General features: G+C 63.8%; 16 protein-coding genes and 1 pseudogene. All 17 read left to right on the top strand.

Features of this window, described 5'->3' with window-relative positions:
- Positions 1–3: 3 nt before the first annotated feature.
- Entirely contained in the window at positions 4–1,308 is a 1,305-nt protein-coding gene (gene nuoF, locus EOA23_RS10020) for an NADH-quinone oxidoreductase subunit NuoF (protein WP_127303801.1), read from the top strand.
- Between the two features lie 75 nt (positions 1,309–1,383).
- Positions 1,384–2,064 carry an NADH-ubiquinone dehydrogenase gene (locus tag EOA23_RS10015; RefSeq protein ID WP_127303799.1) on the top strand — a complete coding sequence of 227 codons (681 nt, stop codon included), beginning with the start codon at positions 1,384–1,386 and terminating at the stop codon, positions 2,062–2,064.
- 72 nt (positions 2,065–2,136) lie between these two features.
- Entirely contained in the window at positions 2,137–4,218 is a 2,082-nt protein-coding gene (nuoG, locus tag EOA23_RS10010) for an NADH-quinone oxidoreductase subunit NuoG (RefSeq protein ID WP_127303797.1), read from the top strand.
- Between the two features lie 2 nt (positions 4,219–4,220).
- The gene (nuoH, locus tag EOA23_RS10005) at positions 4,221–5,264 is read left to right on the top strand and encodes an NADH-quinone oxidoreductase subunit NuoH (RefSeq protein ID WP_127303796.1); all 1,044 of its coding nucleotides are present in this window, start codon (positions 4,221–4,223) and stop codon (positions 5,262–5,264) included.
- Positions 5,264–5,755, top strand: coding sequence for an NADH-quinone oxidoreductase subunit NuoI (gene nuoI / locus EOA23_RS10000; RefSeq protein ID WP_042643165.1), 492 nt, complete (start codon positions 5,264–5,266; stop codon positions 5,753–5,755). Before nuoH ends, nuoI begins: the two co-directional genes overlap by 1 nt.
- A 231-nt stretch (positions 5,756–5,986) precedes the next feature.
- Positions 5,987–6,607 (top strand): NADH-quinone oxidoreductase subunit J, encoded by a 621-nt coding sequence (locus tag EOA23_RS09995; protein WP_042643163.1) that lies wholly within the window; start codon positions 5,987–5,989, stop codon positions 6,605–6,607.
- 1 nt (position 6,608) lies between these two features.
- Positions 6,609–6,917 carry an NADH-quinone oxidoreductase subunit NuoK gene (gene nuoK, locus EOA23_RS09990; RefSeq protein WP_040982022.1) on the top strand — a complete coding sequence of 103 codons (309 nt, stop codon included), beginning with the start codon at positions 6,609–6,611 and terminating at the stop codon, positions 6,915–6,917.
- A gap of 11 nt (positions 6,918–6,928) precedes the next feature.
- A complete protein-coding gene (gene nuoL, locus EOA23_RS09985) occupies positions 6,929–8,902 on the top strand; it encodes an NADH-quinone oxidoreductase subunit L (protein ID WP_127303795.1) in 1,974 nt (657 codons plus the stop codon).
- Positions 8,902–10,407: an NADH-quinone oxidoreductase subunit M gene (locus tag EOA23_RS09980; RefSeq protein WP_127303794.1), complete on the top strand. Its 1,506-nt coding sequence runs from the start codon at positions 8,902–8,904 to the stop codon at positions 10,405–10,407. Before nuoL ends, EOA23_RS09980 begins: the two co-directional genes overlap by 1 nt.
- 14 nt (positions 10,408–10,421) lie before the next feature.
- Positions 10,422–11,858 (top strand): NADH-quinone oxidoreductase subunit NuoN, encoded by a 1,437-nt coding sequence (gene nuoN / locus EOA23_RS09975; protein WP_127303793.1) that lies wholly within the window; start codon positions 10,422–10,424, stop codon positions 11,856–11,858.
- 4 nt (positions 11,859–11,862) lie between these two features.
- Positions 11,863–12,684: a biotin--[acetyl-CoA-carboxylase] ligase gene (locus tag EOA23_RS09970; RefSeq protein WP_127303792.1), complete on the top strand. Its 822-nt coding sequence runs from the start codon at positions 11,863–11,865 to the stop codon at positions 12,682–12,684.
- Positions 12,685–12,778: 94 nt separating this feature from the next.
- Positions 12,779–14,448 (top strand): annotated as a pseudogene (locus tag EOA23_RS09965) (ribonuclease J).
- A gap of 120 nt (positions 14,449–14,568) precedes the next feature.
- The gene (gene mce, locus EOA23_RS09960) at positions 14,569–14,973 is read left to right on the top strand and encodes a methylmalonyl-CoA epimerase (RefSeq protein ID WP_127303791.1); all 405 of its coding nucleotides are present in this window, start codon (positions 14,569–14,571) and stop codon (positions 14,971–14,973) included.
- Positions 14,970–15,254 carry a DUF1467 family protein gene (locus EOA23_RS09955; RefSeq protein WP_042643142.1) on the top strand — a complete coding sequence of 95 codons (285 nt, stop codon included), beginning with the start codon at positions 14,970–14,972 and terminating at the stop codon, positions 15,252–15,254. The genes mce and EOA23_RS09955 overlap by 4 nt, the downstream gene beginning before the upstream one ends.
- Before the next feature lie 573 nt (positions 15,255–15,827).
- Positions 15,828–17,156 (top strand): proline--tRNA ligase, encoded by a 1,329-nt coding sequence (gene proS, locus EOA23_RS09950; protein WP_127303790.1) that lies wholly within the window; start codon positions 15,828–15,830, stop codon positions 17,154–17,156.
- On the top strand, positions 17,153–18,439 hold the full coding sequence (locus EOA23_RS09945; RefSeq protein WP_042643138.1) for a lipoprotein-releasing ABC transporter permease subunit: 1,287 nt from the start codon (positions 17,153–17,155) through the stop codon (positions 18,437–18,439). Before proS ends, EOA23_RS09945 begins: the two co-directional genes overlap by 4 nt.
- On the top strand, positions 18,436–19,106 hold a 671-nt coding region (locus EOA23_RS09940; RefSeq protein ID WP_189341567.1), incomplete at its 3' end, for an ABC transporter ATP-binding protein. The genes EOA23_RS09945 and EOA23_RS09940, both read left to right, overlap by 4 nt.

The following is a 19,106-nucleotide window of genomic DNA, read 5'->3' as shown; positions in this document are numbered from 1 at the left end:
CAAATGCTTCAGGACAAAGACCGCATCTTCACCAACATCTACGGCCTCTTCGACAAGTCGCTGGCCGGCGCACAGTCGCGCGGCATCTGGGACGATACGCCCGGTCTCATCGCCAAGGGCCGCGACTGGATCGTCAATGAGATGAAGGCTAGCGGGTTGCGCGGCCGCGGCGGCGCCGGCTTCCCGACCGGACTGAAGTGGTCGTTCATGCCCAAGCAGAGCGACGGCCGTCCGAGCTATCTGGTCATCAATGCCGACGAATCCGAACCCGGCACCTGCAAGGACCGCGACATCCTGCGCAACGATCCGCACACACTGGTCGAGGGCGCGCTGGTTGCCGGCTTCGCCATGGGCGCGGTCGCGGCCTACATCTATGTGCGCGGCGAGTTCATCCGCGAGCGCGAGGCGCTGCAGCGCGCCATCGACGAGGCTTACGCGGCCAAGCTGATCGGCAAGAACAACACGTCCGGCTACGACTTCGACGTCTATATGCATCACGGCGCCGGCGCCTATATCTGCGGCGAGGAGACGGCGCTGCTCGAAAGCCTCGAAGGCAAGAAGGGCCAGCCGCGGCTGAAGCCGCCATTCCCGGCCAATGTCGGCCTCTATGGCTGCCCGACCACCGTCAACAATGTCGAATCGATCGCGGTGGCGCCGACCATCCTGCGCCGGGGTGCGGCTTGGTTCTCGTCCTTCGGCCGGCCGAACAATGCCGGCACCAAGCTGTTCTGCGTCTCCGGCCACGTCAACAACCCGTGCACCTTCGAAGAGGCGATGTCGATCCCGTTCCGCGAACTGATCGAGACGCATTGCGGCGGCATCCGCGGCGGCTGGGACAATCTGCTGGCGGTCATTCCGGGCGGCGCTTCGGTGCCGCTGGTGCCGGCCGAGCAGATCATCGACGCGCCGATGGATTTCGACGCGCTTCGCGATCTCAAATCCGGCCTCGGCACAGCGGCCGTCATCGTCATGGACAAGTCGACGGATGTCGTGAAAGCGATCGCCAGGCTGTCCTACTTCTACAAGCATGAAAGCTGCGGCCAGTGCACGCCGTGCCGCGAAGGCACCGGCTGGATGTGGCGGGTGATGGAGCGGCTGGTGCGCGGCGAGGCACAGAAGCGCGAGATCGACATGCTGCTCGACGTCACCAAGCAGGTCGAGGGCCACACGATCTGCGCGCTGGGCGACGCGGCGGCCTGGCCGATCCAGGGCTTGATGCGGCATTTCCGCGGTGAGGTGGAACGCCGCATCGACGAGTTTTCCCGCAACGCGCACCGGGTCGAGCCGGTGATGGTGGCGGCGGAATAAGACTTCGAAATACGGGCGCAAGCCCGAGACGCAAAGCAGGGGCGGGGCATACGAAGAAACGACCAGGAGAACTCTATGGCGCCGTATTCGATACCCTATCCGTTCATGCCTGATTTGGACCAGCTCGAGAAGATGAACCAGGACCTGACCAAGATGATGCCGAAGGAGATGGCCAGCGCCGTCAACCTTCTGGCGCATCCGGTCGCGGGCGCGGCGGCGATGTCGGCGCTCGGCATCGGTTTTGCCAACCATGCCGTCGGCATGTGGATGGGCGCCTTCACCGGCGCGCTGGAGGCTTCGCAGCGCATGTTCCAGCCTTTCCTCGACGATCTCGAGGCGCAGAGCGAAGCGGCCGCCAATGCGTCCAAGGCGCGCAAGGCGACCGAGACGCTGATCGCCGAGGCGCAGACCTTTGCCAGGGACGTGACCGATATCGCGGTGAACGCGACCGAGAAGGCTCTCGACACGACCGGGGCCGATATTGTGGCCCAGCCGGCAGCGGCCGCTTTGATGCCCGAGGATTTCAGGCAGCCGAAGGCCGTCGACAAGCCGGCGAAGCCGTCGGACCTGAAGGCGATTTCGGGTGTCGGACCGAAACTGGAGAAGGTGCTCAACGGTCTCGGCATCTGGACCTATGAGCAGATCGCGGCCTGGACGTCGCAAGAGATCGCCTGGGTGGAAGATTATCTGTCGCTTGCCGGCCGCATAGGCCGCGACGACTGGACTGCGCAGGCGGCGGCGCTCGCCGCGAAGTGATTTGAAAAGCCGGGCGCGGCGCAAGCTGCGCCCGGAAGATAGATTGCGGACATCCGCGAGGGTTTGAGGCGAATGGCAAAGCTAAAGGTCGACGGGAAAGAGATCACGGTACCCGACCATTACACGCTGCTGCAGGCGGCCGAGGACGCCGGCGCGGAAGTGCCGCGCTTCTGCTTCCATGAGCGGCTGTCCATCGCCGGCAATTGCCGCATGTGCCTGATCGAGGTGAAGGGCGGCCCGCCCAAGCCGCAGGCGTCCTGCGCCATGGGCGTGCGCGACCTGCGCCCCGGCCCGAATGGCGAGCCGCCGGAAATCTTCACCAACACGCCGATGGTCAAGAAGGCCCGTGAAGGCGTGATGGAGTTCCTGCTGATCAACCATCCGCTCGATTGCCCGATCTGCGATCAGGGCGGCGAGTGCGACCTGCAGGACCAGGCGATGGCGTTCGGCGTCGATTCCTCGCGCTATCACGAGAACAAGCGCGCGGTCGAAGACAAGTATATTGGCCCGCTGGTCAAGACCGTGATGAACCGCTGCATCCACTGCACGCGCTGCGTCCGCTTCACCACCGAAGTCGCCGGCATCTCCGAGCTCGGCCTGATCGGCCGCGGCGAGGATGCCGAGATCACCACCTATCTCGAACAGGCGATGACGTCGGAGCTGCAGGGCAATGTCATCGATCTGTGCCCGGTCGGCGCGCTGACCTCCAAGCCGTTCGCCTTCCAGGCGCGGCCGTGGGAATTGACCAAGACCGAATCGATCGACGTCATGGACGCTGTGGGCTCGGCGATCCGCGTCGATTCCAGAGGTCGTGAAGTGATGCGCATCCTGCCGCGCGTCAACGAGGCGGTGAACGAGGAGTGGATCTCCGACAAGACCCGCTTCATCTGGGACGGCCTGCGCACGCAGCGCCTCGACCGCCCCTATGTGCGCAAGAACGGCAAGCTCGCGCCGGCAAGCTGGGCGGAAGCCTTCGCGGCGATCAAGGACGAGGTGTCGAAGACCGCGCCCGAGCGCATCGGCGCCATTGCCGGCGATCTCGCGGCTGTCGAGGAGATCTATGCGCTGAAGCTTCTGATGAGCGCGCTCGGATCGAAGAACATCGACTGCCGCCAGGACGGCGCCGCGCTCGATCCCTCGCTCGGCCGCGCCAGCTACATCTTCAATCCGACCATCGAAGGCATCGAACAGGCCGACGCGGTGCTGATCATCGGCGCCAATCCGCGTTTCGAGGCTTCGGTGCTCAATGCCCGCATCCGCAAGCGCTGGCGCGTCGGCAACCTGCCGGTCGGCGTGATCGGCGAGATCGGTGACACACGCTACGACTATGATCTGATCGGCGCCGGCCCGGAATCGCTGAAGGATCTCGCTGACGGCAACGGCAAATTCTTCGAGGTGCTGAGCAAGGCCACGCATCCGCTGATCATCGTCGGCCAGGGCGCGCTGGCGCGCACGGATGGCGCGGCGGTGCTCGGCCAGGCGGCAAAGCTCGCTGCCGCCGTCAATGCGGTCACGCCCGAGTGGAACGGTTTTGCGGTGCTGCACAATGCGGCGGCGCGCGTCGGCGGCCTCGACGTCGGCTTCGTGCCGGGCGAGGGCGGCAAGAACGTTGCCGGCATGCTGGGCGACACCGACGTGCTCTTCCTGCTCGGCGCCGACGAAATCGACATGGCCCGGACCGGCGGCGCCTTCGTCGTCTATATCGGCACGCATGGCGATGCCGGCGCGCATCGCGCCAACGTCATCCTGCCGGCCGCCGCCTACACCGAAAAGTCCGGCACCTATGTGAACACGGAGGGCCGTGTGCAGCAGACCAATCGCGCCGGTTTCGCTCCGGGCGAGGCGCGCGAGGACTGGGCGATTCTCAGGGCGCTGTCGGATGTGCTCGGCAAGAAGCTGCCCTTCGATTCGCTGGCGCAGCTGCGCGCCAAGCTCTATGGCGAATTCCCGCATCTCGCCCGCATCGATCAGGTGCAGGCCGGCAGCGCCGACGATATCGCCAAGGTGGCGAAGCTCGGTGGCCGTTTGAACAAGGGCACCTTCACCTCGTCGGTGAAGGACTTCTACCTGACCAACCCGATCGCGCGGGCGTCGGCCGTGATGGCTGAATGCTCGGCGCTGGCCAAGAGCGGCTTCAAGCAGGCGGCGGAATAAGCATGGACACTTTCCTCTCGATTTACGTGCTGCCGGCGCTGCTGATCCTTCTGAAGTCGGTCGTGCTGATCGTCGTGCTTTTGATCGGCGTCGCCTACCTGCTCTATGCGGACCGCAAGATCTGGGCGGCGGTGCAATTGCGGCGCGGTCCGAACGTCGTCGGTCCGTGGGGAACGCTGCAGGCCTTCGCCGACCTTCTGAAATTCGTCTTCAAGGAGCCGGTGATCCCGTCGGGCGCCAACAAAGGCGTGTTCCTTCTGGCGCCGCTGGTGTCGGCGGTACTAGCGATCTCGGCCTGGGCGGTCATTCCGGTCAATGACGGCTGGGCGATCGCCAACATCAATGTCGGCATCCTCTATGTCTTCGCCATCTCCTCGCTCGAGGTCTATGGCGTGATCATGGGCGGTTGGGCGTCCAACTCGAAATACCCGTTCCTCGGCGCGCTGCGTTCGGCCGCGCAGATGGTGTCCTACGAAGTCTCGATCGGCTTCGTCATCGTCACAGTGCTGCTCTGCGTCGGCTCGCTCAACCTCTCCGACATCGTGCTGTCGCAGCAGGACGGCCTCGGCACCAAGCTCGGCCTGCCCAACACCTTCCTCGACTGGCACTGGCTGTCGCTGCTGCCGATGTTCGTGGTGTTCTTCATCTCGGCGCTTGCCGAGACCAACCGCCCGCCTTTCGACCTGGTGGAAGCGGAATCGGAACTCGTCGCCGGCCACATGGTCGAATATTCATCGACGCCGTTCCTGCTCTTCTTCCTCGGCGAATATGTCGCCGTCGTTTTGATGTGCGCGCTGGCGACCATCCTGTTCCTTGGCGGCTGGCTGCCGCCGTTCAATTTCGCGCCCTTCACCTGGATACCGGGTGTGATCTGGTTCGTGCTGAAGATCTGCCTGATGTTCTTCATGTTCTCGATGGTGAAGGCTTTCGTGCCGCGCTACCGCTACGACCAGCTGATGCGGCTGGGCTGGAAAGTCTTCCTGCCGATCTCGCTGTTCATGGTCGTCGCCACCGCGGCCTTCCTCAAGATCACGGGGTTTGCGTGATGTCCGCTCTGGCCCAGGCCGCAAAATCGCTGCTGCTGAAGGATTTCGTCAGCGCCTTCTTCCTGTCGATGCGCCAGTTCTTCGCGCCGAAGGAAACCATCAACTATCCGCATGAGAAGGGGCCGACCAGCCCGCGCTTCCGCGGCGAACATGCGCTGCGCCGTTATCCGAACGGCGAGGAACGCTGCATCGCCTGCAAGCTGTGCGAGGCGATCTGCCCGGCGCAGGCCATCACCATCGAGGCCGGCCCGCGCCGCAACGACGGCACGCGCCGCACCGTGCGCTACGACATCGACATGGTGAAGTGCATCTATTGCGGCTTCTGCCAGGAAGCCTGCCCGGTCGACGCAATCGTCGAGGGGCCGAATTTCGAATTCGCGACCGAGACGCGCGAGGAGCTTTACTACAACAAGGAAAAGCTGCTGGCGAACGGCGATCGCTGGGAGCGGGAGCTGGCGCGCAACATCGCGCTGGACTCGCCGTATAGGTGATTAGCGTGCTTCTGCCCGTTCACGGGGAGAAGATGCCGGCAGGCAGATGAGGGGCGGCGCCAGCTTCTGGAAACTTGGCGTTACCCCCTCATCCGGCCCTTCGGGCCACCTTCTCCCCGTAAACAGGGAGAAGGAACAAGAAAGTGGACGGCGCAACGTCGTCCGTCTAAGGAACACGCGGTTTCGAACCGGAGGCGGGTCGGAGTCGAAATTTGGAACCCGGGGGAACCCATGCTGAGTGGACTAGAGGCGGCCTTTTTCTACCTCTTCGCCTTTATCGCCGTGGCGTCGGCCTTCATGGTCATTTCGTCGCGCAACCCCGTGCATTCGGTGCTCTTCCTGATCCTCACCTTCTTCAACGCCGCAGGCCTGTTCATGCTGACCGGCGCCGAGTTCCTGGCGATGATCCTGCTCGTCGTCTATGTCGGCGCGGTGATGGTGCTGTTCCTGTTCGTCGTCATGATGCTCGACGTCGACTTCGCCGAGATGAAGCAGGGCGCCCTGCAATATGCGCCGATCGGCGCACTGGTCGGGCTGATCCTGGCGGCGGAGCTGATCATCGTGCTCGGCGGCTACACATTCGCGCCGCAGCTGGCCTCGACGGTAGCCAAGGCGACGCCGGACCTCGCCACGCGTTCCAACACGGCGGCGCTCGGCGACATCCTCTATACGGACTACCTCTATTATTTCCAGATTTCCGGCCTGGTGCTGCTGGTCGCCATGATCGGCGCCATCGTGCTGACGTTGCGCCACAAGCCGGGCGTCAAGCGGCAGTCGATCGCCGCGCAGGTCGGACGCACGCCGGCGACAGGCATGGAAATCCGCAAAGTTAAAACGGGCGAGGGCATCTGAGATGGTCGTCGGCATTGCACATTACCTGACCGTATCGGCGATCCTGTTCACGCTCGGCGTGTTCGGCATCTTCCTGAACCGCCGCAACATCATCGTCATCCTGATGTCGGTCGAGCTCATCCTGCTCGCGGTCAACATCAATTTCGTCGCTTTCTCGGCGGCGCTGCACGACCTCGTCGGACAGGTCTTCGCCCTGTTCGTGCTGACGGTCGCGGCCGCCGAAGCCGCGATCGGTCTTGCCATTCTTGTCGTCTTCTTCCGCAACCGCGGCTCGATCGCGGTCGAAGACGTGAGCGCGATGAAGGGTTGACGGAAACCATCATGTATCAGGCTATCGTCTTCCTTCCGCTGCTCGGCTTCCTGATTGTCGGCCTGTTCGGCAATTCGCTCGGCGCCAAGGCTTCCGAATACATCACCTCCGGCTTCCTGGTGATCGCGGCTGTCCTGTCCTGGATCGCGTTCTTCACCGTCGGCTTCGGCCATGGCGAGGTGTTCACGGTGCCGGTGTTGCGCTGGATTCAGTCGGGCGGCATCGATGCCTCCTGGGCGCTGAGGATCGACACGCTGACGGTGGTGATGCTGGTCGTCGTCAACACGGTGTCGGCGCTGGTTCACATCTATTCGATCGGCTACATGCACCACGATCCGAACCGGCCGCGCTTCTTCGCCTATCTGTCGCTGTTCACCTTCGCCATGCTGATGCTGGTGACCGCCGACAACCTCATCCAGATGTTCTTCGGCTGGGAAGGCGTCGGTCTCGCCTCCTACCTGCTGATCGGCTTCTGGTACAAGAAGCCGTCGGCCAATGCGGCGGCGATCAAGGCTTTCGTCGTCAATCGCGTCGGCGACTTCGGCTTCGCGCTCGGCATCTTCGGCGTGTTCGTGCTGTTCGGCTCGGTCAATCTCAGCACCGTGTTTGCCAATGCGGCATCATTCCTGCCGGCCGAAGGCGCGCCGGCGAGTGCTGCCGTGCTCACCTTCCTCGGCCATGCGCTCGACAAGCAGACGGCGCTGACCGTGGTCTGCCTGCTGCTCTTCATGGGTGCCATGGGCAAGTCGGCGCAGGTGCCGCTGCACACCTGGCTGCCGGACGCCATGGAAGGCCCGACGCCGGTCTCCGCGCTCATCCACGCGGCGACCATGGTGACCGCCGGCGTGTTCATGCTGGCCAGGCTTTCGCCGCTGTTCGAGCTGTCGCATTCGGCGCTGACCGTCGTCACCTTCATCGGCGCCTTCACCGCCTTCTTCGCGGCGACCGTCGGCCTCGTCCAGAACGACATCAAGCGCGTCATCGCCTATTCGACCTGCTCGCAGCTCGGCTATATGTTCGTGGCGCTCGGCGTCGGCGCCTATGGCGCGGCGATCTTCCATCTGTTCACGCACGCCTTCTTCAAGGCGCTGCTGTTCCTCGGCTCCGGCTCGGTCATCCATGCGGTGTCCGACGAGCAGGACATGCGCAAGATGGGCGGGCTGCGCAAGCTGATCCCGACGACCTACTGGATGATGATCGTCGGCACGCTGGCGCTGACCGGCGTCGGCATCCCGGCGACGGTGATCGGCACTGCAGGCTTCTTCTCGAAGGACGCCATCATCGCGACCTCCTTCGCCAGCCACAATGCGGTCGCCGGCTTTGCCTTCATCCTGCTGGTCGTCGCCGCCTGCTTCACCAGCTTCTATTCGTGGCGCCTGATTTTCATGACCTTCCACGGCGAGCCGCGCGCCAGCCACGAGGTCATGCACCATGTCCATGAATCGCCGCCGGTGATGCTGGTGCCGCTCTATGTGCTGGCGGCTGGCGCGCTGTTCGCGGGCATCATCTTCCACGGCGCCTTCATCGGCGAGGGCTATGCCGAATTCTGGAAGGCGTCGCTGTTCACGCTGCCGGACAACCATATCCTGCACGAGATCCACGAGCTGCCGCTCTGGGTGGAACTGGCGCCATTCGTGGCCATGGTGATCGGCCTGCTGGTTGCCTGGAAGTTCTATATCCGTTCGCCGGAACTGCCCCGCAGCGTCGCCGCCAACCACCGCCTGCTCTACGCCTTCCTGCTCAACAAATGGTACTTTGACGAGCTCTACGACTTCCTGTTCGTGCAGCCGGCCAAGCGCCTCGGCAGGTTCCTGTGGAAGACCGGTGACGGCACGATCATCGACGGGCTCGGCCCCGACGGCATCTCGGCGCGCGTCGTCGACGTCACCAACCGCGTCGTCAAGCTGCAGACCGGCTACCTCTACCACTATGCTTTCGCCATGCTGATCGGCGTGGCCGCTCTCGTCACCTGGATGATGCTCTGATGACCGACTGGCCAATCCTCTCGCTGGTCACCTTCCTGCCGCTGGTTGGTGTTCTCTTCATTCTGCCGATCAGCGACGACAGCGAAAACGCGCGCCGCAACATCCGCGGCATCGCGCTTGCGACGACCACTTTCACCTTCCTGGTGTCGCTGTTCATCTGGAAAGGCTTCGACAATTCGCAGGCCGGCTTCCAGTTCGTCGAGAAATACGCCTGGCTGGATTCGGGCATTTCCTACCACATGGGCGTCGACGGCATCTCGATGCTGTTCGTCATCCTGACGACCTTCCTGATGCCGCTTTCCATCCTCGCCTCCTGGGAAGCGATCGAGAAGCGGGTCAAGGCCTATATGATCGCCTTCCTGATCCTCGAGACGCTGATGATCGGCGTGTTCTGCGCGCTCGACATCGTGTTGTTCTACGTCTTCTTCGAGGCCGGCCTGATCCCGATGTTCATCATCATCGGCGTGTGGGGCGGCAAGCGGCGCGTCTATGCCTCGTTCAAGTTCTTCCTCTACACGCTCGCCGGCTCGGTGCTGATGCTGCTCGCTATCATGGCGATGTTCTTCCAGTCGGGCACCACGGACATCCCGACACTGCTGACGCATCAGTTCCCGGCCAACATGCAGACCTGGCTGTGGCTGGCCTTCTTCGCGTCCTTCGCGGTGAAGATGCCGATGTGGCCGGTGCACACCTGGCTGCCTGATGCCCACGTCGAGGCGCCGACGGCGGGCTCGGTCATCCTGGCGGCCATCCTCTTGAAGATGGGCGGGTACGGCTTCCTGCGCTTCTCGCTGCCGATGTTCCCGGAAGCGTCGGCGATGTTCGCGCCTCTGGTGTTCACCCTCTCGGTCGTCGCCATCATCTACACCTCGCTGGTGGCGCTGATGCAGGAGGACATGAAGAAGCTGATCGCCTATTCGTCGGTCGCCCATATGGGCTTCGTGACCATGGGCATCTTCGCCATGAACCAGGAAGGCGTGCAGGGCGCGATCTTCCAGATGCTCAGCCACGGCCTCGTCTCGGGCGCGCTGTTCCTGTGCGTCGGCGTCATCTACGACCGCATGCATACGCGCGAGATCGACGCCTATGGCGGCCTCGTCAACAACATGCCGAAATACGCGACCGTGTTCATGATCTTCACCATGGCCAATGTCGGCCTTCCGGGCACCAGCGGCTTCATCGGCGAGTTCCTGACCATGCTCGGCGTGTTTCGGGTCAACACCTGGGTGGCGTTCTTCGCCGCGACCGGCGTCATCCTGTCGGCGGCCTATGCGCTCTGGCTCTATCGCCGGGTGATCTTCGGCGCGCTGACCAAGGACAGCCTGAAGAACCTGCTCGATCTTTCGCCGCGCGAGAAGGCGATCATCTATCCGCTGGTGGTGCTGGTCATCTTCTTCGGCGTCTACCCGGCGCCGGTGTTCGACGCGACGGCCCAATCGGTCAAGGCGCTCGTCACCAACGTCACCGCATCCATCAATTCCGCGCAGACCGCGGCGGCGAACTGACTGGGGAATAGACCATGACGCCGGACCTTCTCTCCAGCCTTTCGCTCTCGACGCCGGAACTGATCCTCGCTGTCGGCGCGCTGGTGCTCCTGATGATCGGAGCCTATTCGCGCTCCAACAACACCATGACGGTGACCGGCCTGGCGGTCCTCGTGCTGGTGGTGGCCGGACTCTGGCTCGCCTTCTCCGGCGGGCAAGGCGCTGCCTATGGCGGCGCCTTCGTGCAGGATGCCTTCGGCGCCTTCATGAAGATTCTGGCGCTGATCGGATCGGCGGTTTCGCTGGTCATGTCGATGCGCTTTGCGCGTCAGGAGCATTTCGACAAGTTCGAATTCCCGGTCCTGGTGCTGCTCTGCACGCTCGGCATGCTTCTGATGATCTCGGCCAACGGCATGATCGGGCTTTATCTCGGGCTCGAGCTGCAATCGCTGGCGATCTATGTGCTGGCGGCGATCAACCGCGACAATTTGCGCTCGACCGAAGCGGGCCTGAAATATTTCGTCCTCGGCGCGCTGTCCTCGGGCATGCTGCTCTACGGCATCAGCCTCGTCTATGGCTATACCGGCAACACCGGCTTCCAGGAGATCGCGACGGCCCTTGGCAGCGGCGAGCGCCAGCTCGGCCTCGTCTTCGGCCTGGTGTTCGTGCTCGCAGGCCTCGCCTTCAAGATCTCGGCCGTGCCGTTCCACATGTGGACGCCGGACGTCTATGAGGGCGCGCCGACCCCGATCACCGCCTTCCTGGCCGCGGCTCCGAAGATGGCGGCGATGGCGCTGATCGTGCGTGTCACCATGGGCGCCTTCAAGCCGATCGCTTCGGACTGGCAGCAGATCGTCGTCTTCATCTCGATCGCCTCGATGGCGCTCGGCGCGTTCGCGGCCATCGGCCAGACCAACATCAAGCGCCTGATGGCCTATTCCTCGATCGGCCATATGGGCTACGCGCTGGTCGGCCTTGCCGCCAACAGCCAGGCCGGCGTGCGCGGCGTCGCCATCTACATGCTGATCTACCTGGTGATGACGCTCGGCACCTTCGCCTTCATCTTGGCCATGCGGCGCAAGGAAGGCAATGTCGAGCAGATCAGCGACCTTTCCGGTCTCGCCTCGACCAACCCCGTCATGGCCACCATCCTCACCATCCTGATGTTCTCGCTGGCCGGCATTCCGCCGCTCGCGGGCTTCTGGGGGAAATGGTATGTGTTCCTCGCGGCCATCAACGCGCATCTCTACGCGCTGGCGATCATCGGCGTTCTGGCCTCGGTGGTGGGCGCCTACTATTACCTGCGCATCATCAAGATCATGTGGTTCGACGAGCCTGTCGGCGGTTTCGTGCCGATGGCCAGCGAGCTGCGCCTCGTGCTCGGCGTCAGCGGCGCCTTCGTGCTGTTCTACGTGCTGATCGGCGGACCGATCGGCAGCTATGCCGAAGCCGCCGCGAAGACCTTCTTCTGACGGGATGGCGTTTCGGCTGGCTCCAACCGCGGCGTCGGAGGGGTTCCGGCTCGAGGCGCATGACAGCGTCGGCTCCACCAACGCGCTGGCGTTGGAGCACGCGCGCGCCGGCGATCCCGGCAGGCTATGGGTCGTGTCGAAGAAGCAGGAGAGCGGCCGCGGCCGGCGCGGGCGCGCCTGGGCGACGCCGGAAGGCAATCTTGCGGCGACACTGCTCCTGGTCCCGGGCGGCGAGCTGCGGCTGGCAGCAACCCTTGGCTTCGTCGCGGGGCTGGCGCTGGCCGACGCGCTCGACGCCGTCGTGCCGAAAGGCCGGATCGCCGTCGCCTTGGATGGCGCGAGCCAGGGGCGCAACCGCTTCGAGCTGAAATGGCCGAATGACGTGCTGGCCTCGGGCGCCAAGCTTGCCGGAATCCTGCTGGAATCGGCGATGCTGGAAGGCGGCCGTTTCGCGGTCGCCATCGGCATCGGCGTCAATGTCGTGGCTTATCCCGAGGACTTGCCTTATCCAGCGACCTCGCTTAGCGCGCTCGGCGCAGATTGCGATGCCGAAATGCTGTTCCTGGCGCTTTCCGATGCCTGGAGCGAGAATGCTCGGATGTGGGATGACGGGCGCGGGCTCGATGCCATCAGAAAGCGCTGGCTTGCCCGCGCGGCGGGGCTTGGCGGCGAGGTTGCTGTCAGAATTGACGGCAATGTGGTGCGCGGCGTCTTCGAGACCATTGACGAGGACTGCCGTTTCGTGATCCGCGACGATGAAGGATCGGTTTTGACGATCGCGGCGGGCGACGTGCATTTCGGCGCTGTCGCCTCGGCCCGGGTATAGTTTTATTTTGCGCCGTTCCGGACGAAGTCATTGACTACGGTTTTCCCGGAATTGCTCCAACGGCTTGGCCTGACGGCCAGGAAGGAAAGAATTCATGGCGAATAGAGAAAACGCCGAACTCGTCTTCGCGCCGCTGGGTGGCGTCGGCGAGATCGGCATGAATTTCGCCCTTTACGGCTTTGGGCCCGCTGATGCGCGCGAATGGATCGTCGTCGATGTCGGCGTCACCTTTCCCGATAGCGCGCATCCCGGCGTCGATCTCATCCTGCCCGATACGCGCTTCATCGAGGAGAACATCGACGGATTGCGCGGCATCGTCATCACCCACGCGCATGAGGACCATTACGGCGCGCTGCTCGATATCTGGCCAAGGCTCAAGGCGCCGGTCTGGATGACGCCGTTCACCGCAGGCCTGCTCGAAGCCAAGCGGCAGGGCGAGCAGAACGCGCCGAAGATCCCGGCGTCGATCTACCGGGCCGGCGAGAAATTCACCATCGGACCTTTCGAGATCGAGGCCATTCCGGTGGCGCACTCGATTCCCGAACCAATGTCGCTGGCGATCACCACACCGGCCGGCACCGCATCCACACCGGCGACTGGAAGATCGACCCCGAACCGACGATCGGGCCGAAGACCGACGAAGCGCGGTTCCGCGCCTATGGCGACAAGGGCGTGCTGGCGCTGATCTGCGATTCCACCAACGCGCTGAGGGAAGGGGAGTCGCCGTCGGAAGTGGCGGTGGGCGAGGGCCTCAAGGGCGTCATCGAGAAGGCCAAGGGCCGCGTCGCGGTCACCACTTTCTCCTCCAATGTCGGGCGCATCGTCTCGATAGCGCGCGCGGCGCGCGATGCCGGCCGGCAGTGCCTGGTACTCGGCCGCTCGCTGAAGCGCGTCATCGATGTGGCGGGCGAGCTCGGCTACATGGACGGCCTGCCGGAGTTCATCGCCGAGGAAGACTATGGCTATATCCCGCGCGAGAACCTGGTGATCATCTGCACCGGCAGCCAGGGCGAGCCGCTCGCCGCGCTGGCCAAGCTGTCGCGCGACGAGATGAAGTCGGTGGCGCTGACGGCCGGCGACACGGTGGTGTTTTCCTCGCGTACCATTCCCGGCAACGAGAGGGCGATCCTGGAAATCAAGAACCGGCTGATCGACCTCGGCATGAAGATCATCGAGGATGGCGACGCGCTTGTGCATGTGTCGGGCCATCCGCGCCGCAGCGAATTGCGCAAGATGTATGAATGGGTGCGGCCGCAGATCGGCGTTCCCGTGCATGGCGAGGCGGCGCATCTGGTGGCGCAGGGCTCGCTGATGTCGATGTCAGGCATCGGCCAGGTGGCGCAGGTGCGCGACGGCGACATGCTCAGACTCTGGCCCGGCCCGGCGACGATCATCGACCAGCTGCCGTTCGGCCGTCTCTACAAGGACGGGTACTTGATCGGCACCGACCAGGCGATGGGCATACGCGACCGCCGCAAGCTCTCCTTCGCCGGCCATGTCGCGGTCAATGTCGTGCTCGACGACAAATACGAGCTTGCCGGCGATCCCGACCTGGTGGCGATCGGCGTGGCCGAGGCGGATGCCAGCGGCGAGACGCTGGAAGACCTGATGCTCGATGCGGCAATCGGCGCGGTGGACTCCATTCCGCGCCAGCGTCGAAAAGACCTTGACCTGGTGCAGGAAGCCGTGCGCCGCGCCGTGCGCGCCGCCGCCAACGAGGCCTGGGGCAAGAAGCCGCTGGTGACGGTGTTCGTCACGCGGTGACGAATAAGGGAATAGGGGAGTAAGGCAGTAAGGCAGCAAGGGAGGAACGAGTACTCGCTTTCTTCAATCTTGTTTTCCCTACTTCCTTACTGCCTTACTCCCCTAAAAGCGGAGCGCTTTATGCTTGGACGCCTGAACCATGTCGCGCTTGCCGTGCCGGATTTGGCTGCGGCGTCGGCCGCCTATCGCGATATGCTGGGCGCGCGATTGAGTCCGCCGCAGGCGCTGCCGGAGCATGGCGTGACGGTGGTGTTCGTCGATGTCGGCAACACGAAGATCGAGTTGCTGGAGCCGCTGGGCGATGCCTCGCCGATCGCGGCGTTTCTCGAGAAAAACCCTTCGGGCGGCATGCACCATGTCTGCTACGAGGTCGACGATATCCTGGCCGCGCGCGATCATTTGAAGCAAGGCGGCGCCCGCGTGCTGGGCGACGGCAACCCGAAGATCGGCGCGCATGGCAAGCCGGTGCTGTTCCTGCATCCCAAGGATTTCTTCGGCACGCTTGTCGAGCTGGAGCAGGCATGAACTGGGTCCTGTTCGCGGCGCTGTTCTTCGTCACCTGGTGGCTGGTGCTGTTCATCGTCCTGCCGTTCAGCCTGCGCACGCAGGACGACGACAGGGATGTCACGCTTGGCACGGTTTCCAGCGCGCCGCGCGGGCCGCATATGCGGCGCGCCTTCCTGCGCGCGACGGTCGTGACGGTGGTCGTGATGGGTATTCTCTACGGCCTGACGATGGGCCTGGGGTTCAGCTTCGACGACATCATGCGGATCATGCCGGACTTTAGTCCGAATACCCATCACTGACGCCGAGGACACAGTCTCCGCAAGTATTGCGAAGCATGCGCGCAGGGGTTGAGATCGGAAGCCGGCTTCCGATTTTCGCGAGCGCGGGACTGTCAAGCTGTTTGGCAGAGGGCTGGGCTAAGCAGATGATTGCACAAAAAAAATGCAAGGCACGAGGCCTTGCAATTTAAACGCGTCCGATCCGTTTCCGGTGTCCGGCGGCAGCGAGTTACCGCGCCTAGATCGCATCCTCCCAAGACTTTGACCGCGTAGGAGAGCAGATTTTTCTCCGCCCTCTCGGTTATCGGCGCACACTAGACCAAGGCAGGTGAAAATGTCACGAAGAATTTTGCCCGGAAACGGGCAATATCGTGCTGCACTGCACAATAGTGCGGCAAGGCTTGCTTGTGAATCGATCAAAAAGCCATTTGCGGCACTTTGCGGCCAAAATCGCCTTTTTGGTAAGGAGCAGAAGGCCCGATACTTTGGGGCACTCGGGTTTCCATTCGGCCATGAAATGGCTATGAAGCCCGGGCAAGCAGCCTCGGTTGCGCCGATTCCCCCGCGCCGCCATTTTCATTCACGGACCAGTCCATGCGTTTGTCGCGCTACTTCCTGCCCATCCTCAAAGAAAACCCCCGCGAGGCCGAGATCGTCTCGCACCGGCTGATGCTGCGCGCGGGCATGATCCGCCAGCAGGGGCAGGGCAGTTTTTCGTGGCTGCCATTGGGCAAGCGCGTGCTGGACAAGGTTTGCCAGATCATCCGCGAGGAGCAGAACCGCGCCGGCGCGCTGGAAATCCTGATGCCGACCATCCAGTCGGCGGATCTTTGGCGCGAGAGCGGCCGCTACAACGACTACGGCAAGGAGATGCTGCGCATCAAGGATCGGCAGGATCGCGACATGCTCTACGGTCCGACCAACGAAGAGATGGTCACCGAGATCTTCCGCGCCTACGTCAAGTCCTACAAGGACCTGCCGCTCAATCTCTACCACATCCAGTGGAAGTTCCGCGACGAGGTGCGTCCGCGCTTCGGCGTCATGCGCTCACGCGAGTTCCTGATGAAGGACGCCTATTCCTTCGACCTCGGTTTCGAAGGCGCCAAGGCCGCCTACAACCGCATGTTCGTCTCCTATCTCAGGACCTTCACACGCATGGGCCTGCAGGCCATTCCGATGCGCGCCGACACCGGCCCAATCGGCGGCGACCTCAGCCACGAGTTCATCATCCTGGCCGAGACCGGCGAGAGCCAGGTGTTTTGCGACCGCGCCTATCTCTCGCTCGACGTGCCTGGCGCGAACACCAACTTCTCCGACGATGCCGAGATCGGCGGCATCGTGCAGAAGTGGACGACGCCTTACGCGGCCACCGACGAAATGCATGACGAGGCTGCCTGGGAGAAAGTCGCCGAAAGCGACCGGCTTTCGGCCCGCGGCATCGAGGTCGGCCATATCTTCCATTTCGGCGAGAAATACTCCAAGCCAATGAACGCCAAGGTGACCGGCCCCGACGGCAAGGACCATTATGCGTCCGGCGGTTCCTACGGCATCGGCCCGTCGCGCCTGGTCGCGGCAATCATCGAGGCGAGCCATGACGAGAACGGCATCATCTGGCCGGAGGCGGTGGCGCCCTTCGACATCGGCCTGATCAACATGAAGGTCGGCGACGCCGAATGCGACCGCGTCTGCGATGAGCTCTATGCGGCGCTGACCTCGGCCGGCAAGGACGTGCTCTATGACGACACCGACCAGCGGCCCGGCGGCAAATTCGCCACCGCGGATCTGATCGGCCTGCCGTGGCAGGTGATCGTCGGTCCGCGCGGCGTGGCGGCGGGCGAGGTCGAGATCAAGAATCGCAAGTCGGGCGAGCGCGAGACGCTGCCGATCGCCGAGGCCAGGAAACGCCTGGGTATCGCCGCATGAGCGAGGCGGCGACAGCGGCCAGGTCAGGGGCGGGCGCCTTTTCCGGCTTCGAACGCATGGTGGCGTGGCGCTATCTGCGCTCGCGGCGCAAGGAGACGGTGATCTCGGTCATCGCCTCCATCTCCTTCCTCGGCATCATGCTCGGCGTCGCGACGCTGATCGTCGTCATGGCGGTGATGAACGGTTTTCGCGCCGAGCTGCTCACCCGTATCCTTGGCGTCAACGGCCATCTCATCGTGCAGCCGCTCGATTCGCCGCTGGAGGACTACGCCCAGGTAGCGAGCCGCATCAACGGCGTCTCAGGCGTCAAATACGCCATCCCGCTGATCGACGGCCAGGTGCTGGCGCAAGGCAATGTCGGCGGCGGCACGGGCGCCCTGGTGCGCGGCATCCGCGGCGAGGACCTCGGCAAGATCTCGATCGTTTCCAGCAACATCAAGCAGGGCACGCTCGACGGTTTCGACACCGGCGAGGGCGTGGCGATCGGCAAGCGCATGGCGGAAAGCCTCGGGCTGGTGCTCGGCGACACCATCACGCTGATCTCGCCGGACGGCGACGTAACGCCGCTCGGCACGACGCCGCGCATGAAGGGCTACAAGGTGGCGGCGATCTTCGAGGTCGGCATGTCGGAATATGACAGCTCGATCGTCTACATGCCGTTTTCGGAAGCGCAGCTCTATTTCAACATGGACGGGCGCGCGCAGACCATCGAGATCTATGTCGACAATCCCGACAATGTCGATGCGCTGAAGCCGCTGGTCGAGCAGGCGGCGCAGCGGCCGGTCGACCTCGTCGACTGGCGCCAGCGCAACGAGACCTTCTTCTCGGCGCTGCAGGTCGAGCGCAACGTCATGTTCATGATTCTCACGCTGATCGTGCTGGTGGCGGCGCTCAACATCATTTCGGGCCTCATCATGCTGGTGAAGGACAAGGGCCACGACATCGCCATCCTGCGCACGATGGGCGCCTCGCGCGGCGCGATCCTGCGCATCTTCCTGATGACGGGGGCGGCGATCGGCGTCACCGGCACGCTCGCCGGCGTGCTGCTCGGCGTCGTCATCTGCATCAACATCGAATCGATCCGCCAGTTCTTCTCGTGGATGACCGGCAGGATCCTGTTCAACCCAGAGCTCTATTTTCTCAGCCAGCTGCCGGCGAAGATGGATCCGCGCGAGACGACCTATGTCGTCATCATGGCGCTGGGCCTGTCCTTCATTGCGACGGTGTTTCCGGCCTGGCGGGCCGCCCGGCTCGATCCGGTCGAAGCCTTGAGGTACGAATGATGGCCGAAGCCATTATCGAGCTGAAGGGCGTCGAGCGGCACTATGTCCAGGGGCCGCGCAAGCTCACCATTCTGAACGGCGCCGACTTTTCGCTGAGGCGCGGCGAGATGGTGGCGCTGGTGGCGCCATCGGGTTCCGGCAAGTCGACCTTGCTGCATACGGCGGGACTGCTGGAGCGGCCCGATGCTGGCGACGTGATCCTCGCCGGCCGCGCCTGTGGCCGGCTCTCCGACGAAGAGCGAACCGCGATCCGCCGCAACGATATCGGCTTCGTATACCAGTTCCATCATCTGCTGCCGGAATTCTCGGCGCTCGAGAACATCATGATGCCGCAGCTGATCAAGGGGCTTCCTCCCAAGGAGGCGTCGGAGCGGGCGGCACAGCTTCTGGATTACATGCAGATCGGCAAGCGCGCGCAGCACCGGCCGGCCGAGCTTTCCGGCGGCGAGCAGCAGCGTGTCGCCATCGCCCGCGCCGTCGCCAATGCGCCGCTGGTGCTCCTGGCCGACGAGCCGACCGGCAATCTCGATCCGACGACCGCCTCCTATGTCTTCGACGCGCTGGAAGCGCTGGTCCGGCAATCGGGGCTGGCGGCGCTGATCGTCACCCACAACCACGAGCTAGCCTCGCGCATGGACCGGCGGGTGACGCTGGCCGAGGGCAAGGT

The organism is Mesorhizobium sp. M2A.F.Ca.ET.042.01.1.1, from assembly GCF_003997405.1.
In the GTDB taxonomy this organism is placed as follows: domain Bacteria; phylum Pseudomonadota; class Alphaproteobacteria; order Rhizobiales; family Rhizobiaceae; genus Mesorhizobium.
Note: the sequence above shows the minus strand (reverse complement) of the source record. Positions and strands in the feature narration are given on the sequence as shown.

Coding starts and splice junctions, on each gene's coding strand:
- nuoI (WP_042643165.1), top strand. CDS start 5,264: ATGTCCGCTCTGGCCCAGGCCGCAAAATCGCTGCTGCTGAAGGATTTC.
- proS (WP_127303790.1), top strand. CDS start 15,828: ATGCGTTTGTCGCGCTACTTCCTGCCCATCCTCAAAGAAAACCCCCGC.
- EOA23_RS09980 (WP_127303794.1), top strand. CDS start 8,902: ATGACCGACTGGCCAATCCTCTCGCTGGTCACCTTCCTGCCGCTGGTT.
- mce (WP_127303791.1), top strand. CDS start 14,569: ATGCTTGGACGCCTGAACCATGTCGCGCTTGCCGTGCCGGATTTGGCT.
- EOA23_RS09995 (WP_042643163.1), top strand. CDS start 5,987: ATGCTGAGTGGACTAGAGGCGGCCTTTTTCTACCTCTTCGCCTTTATC.
- EOA23_RS09955 (WP_042643142.1), top strand. CDS start 14,970: ATGAACTGGGTCCTGTTCGCGGCGCTGTTCTTCGTCACCTGGTGGCTG.
- EOA23_RS09970 (WP_127303792.1), top strand. CDS start 11,863: ATGGCGTTTCGGCTGGCTCCAACCGCGGCGTCGGAGGGGTTCCGGCTC.
- nuoL (WP_127303795.1), top strand. CDS start 6,929: ATGTATCAGGCTATCGTCTTCCTTCCGCTGCTCGGCTTCCTGATTGTC.
- nuoF (WP_127303801.1), top strand. CDS start 4: ATGCTTCAGGACAAAGACCGCATCTTCACCAACATCTACGGCCTCTTC.
- EOA23_RS10015 (WP_127303799.1), top strand. CDS start 1,384: ATGGCGCCGTATTCGATACCCTATCCGTTCATGCCTGATTTGGACCAG.
- nuoK (WP_040982022.1), top strand. CDS start 6,609: ATGGTCGTCGGCATTGCACATTACCTGACCGTATCGGCGATCCTGTTC.
- nuoN (WP_127303793.1), top strand. CDS start 10,422: ATGACGCCGGACCTTCTCTCCAGCCTTTCGCTCTCGACGCCGGAACTG.
- EOA23_RS09945 (WP_042643138.1), top strand. CDS start 17,153: ATGAGCGAGGCGGCGACAGCGGCCAGGTCAGGGGCGGGCGCCTTTTCC.
- nuoH (WP_127303796.1), top strand. CDS start 4,221: ATGGACACTTTCCTCTCGATTTACGTGCTGCCGGCGCTGCTGATCCTT.
- nuoG (WP_127303797.1), top strand. CDS start 2,137: ATGGCAAAGCTAAAGGTCGACGGGAAAGAGATCACGGTACCCGACCAT.